The 1,785-nt window shown below is 62.6% G+C and carries 3 protein-coding genes; 1 reads left to right on the plus strand and 2 read right to left on the minus strand.

Annotated features, from left to right (window positions below; translation table 11 throughout):
• Positions 1 to 784: coproporphyrinogen III oxidase (locus tag EN893_RS32320; RefSeq protein WP_128362109.1), on the minus strand; the 784-nt coding region annotated here is incomplete at its 3' end.
• Positions 785 to 950: 166 nt separating this feature from the next.
• On the opposite strand from EN893_RS32320, the gene EN893_RS32325 reads away from it, so the two are divergent.
• On the plus strand, positions 951 to 1,208 hold the full coding sequence (locus EN893_RS32325; RefSeq protein WP_127269425.1) for a hypothetical protein: 258 nt from the start codon (positions 951 to 953) through the stop codon (positions 1,206 to 1,208).
• Here EN893_RS32325 and soxR read toward each other — a convergent pair.
• Positions 1,205 to 1,666 carry a redox-sensitive transcriptional activator SoxR gene (soxR, locus tag EN893_RS32330; RefSeq protein WP_127269424.1) on the minus strand — a complete coding sequence of 154 codons (462 nt, stop codon included), beginning with the start codon at positions 1,664 to 1,666 and terminating at the stop codon, positions 1,205 to 1,207. The two genes, EN893_RS32325 and soxR, sit on opposite strands and share 4 nt — an antisense overlap.
• Between the last annotated feature and the right edge of the window lie 119 nt (positions 1,667 to 1,785).

Here is a 1,785-nt window from a genome sequence, read left to right on the forward strand (position 1 = left end):
GTTCGTCACGGTCGCCATCGGTCCAGTTCTCGTTGAAGTTGGCGCGCACGAGGTGACCGTAGACGACGAGAAAGGAGCGGCCGACATCCTGGACGAAGTTGAAATCGGCATTCCAGCCGCCTTTGTCCTCGCCCGAATGCAGCCAGTCGAAAAAGATGCCGCCGGTGCCGCGCGGCTCGTTGCGGTGCGACAGATAGAAGTACTCGTCGCACCAGGCCTTGAATTTCGGGTAATCGGCGACCGCGGCATTCTTCTCGCAAGCGAATTGCATGGCGCGATGGAAGGCGAGAGTATCAGGGTCGTCCTGGGTGCGGCGGCGATCGAGCACCGGTGTCAGATCGGCGCCGCCGCCGAACCATTGGCGCGATGTTACCACCATGCGCGTGTTCATGTGCACGGCCGGAACGTTGGGATTCCACGGGTGCGCGATCAGCGAAATGCCGGATGCCCAGAAGCGCGGGTCTTCCTCGGCGCCGGGCATCTGCTTCCTGAATTCGGGCGAGAACTCGCCATGGACGGTCGAAGTGTGGACGCCGACCTTTTCGAAGACGCGGCCGTGCATCATCGACATGGTACCGCCGCCGCCACGGCCCTCGTCGCGTTCCCACGGCGTCTTTTCGAAACGGCCCGGTGACCACGAGGCCAGCGGCCCGCCAAGGTCCTGCTCGATCTGCTCGAAAGTGGCGCAGATGCGTTCGCGCAGCGCCTCGAACCACAGCCGTGCCTTCATCTTCTTCTGTTCGATGTCGGCGGGCAGGCCTGTCGGTATTTCTGGTCGTTCCAAGTGCCGTCTCCGGTTGGGGCGGCGAGTCCCACAAATGACTCGTCTTTTGCCGGCGCGATCCCTAATCTCTTAAGGGCAAGGGTCAAGTCACTTTGGTTTTGCGCATGATCCTTTCCGAAACTCGATTCCGATTTCGGGTCATGCGCCAGGTGCAAGGAGCTGTTTCGTGCGCACCCCGGCAAGACCGCCGCTGGATGGCCTGAAGAGAAGGCTCGACCAAAGCCGTGCCGAGCGCGTGCGTATGCCGCGCGATGGTTTCCTGCGAGAGACCTTCGTGCTGCCGCGCTCCGATGCGCGGCTCAAGGCCAAGGAATGGTTCGAGCGCTTTCCCAAGCAGGCCTACTGGACCGAGATCGAAAGCTGGTTCGAGCGGCCGGGCGACCTGATCGAGTTCACCATCAGGCGGTTGCCAGCGGCTGACTAGGATGTCCTTGAGAGAGGCGGAGCAACCAGCCTTCTTGCCCCTGTCCCCTCGCGCGCCAGCCGGTCGCCCTTGTTGCGCAACGGGCATTTGTCGATGGACATGCAGCCGCAGCCGATGCAGTCGGTCAGCCCGTCGCGCAGTTTCTTCAACTGGGCGATCTTGTGGTCGAGCCCGTCGCGCCAGGCGGTCGACAAAAGGTTCCAGTCGTCGCGCGTCGGCGTGCGGCCTTCGGGCAGTGATTCAAGTGCGGCACCGATTTCGGCCAGCGAGATGCCGACCTCCTGTGCAACCTTGATGATCGCCACGCGCCGCAGCACATCGCGGCCGTAGCGGCGCTGGTTGCCCGACGTGCGATGGCTGCGGATCAGGCCGCGGGCCTCGTAGAAATGCAGCGCCGACACCGCCACCCCGCTGCGCATGGCCACCTGGCCGACCGTCAATTCCGTTATAGGCGCCATGTCTGATTTTCCGCCCCGATTTTTCCGCTTGACCTAAAGTTAAGTTGAGCTTGTAGCGAAGAAACCCTGGATGTGCAAACGAAGGAGAAGGCGATGTGCGCCTGGGTCAAGATGACGGG

Source organism: Mesorhizobium sp. M7A.F.Ca.CA.004.04.2.1 (assembly GCF_004022825.1).
Taxonomy (GTDB): Bacteria; Pseudomonadota; Alphaproteobacteria; order Rhizobiales; family Rhizobiaceae; genus Mesorhizobium.

Bases quoted from the DNA above. Each gene is read 5' to 3' on its own strand.
- soxR (WP_127269424.1), bottom strand. From the start codon at position 1,666: ATGGCGCCTATAACGGAATTGACGGTCGGCCAGGTGGCCATGCGCAGC.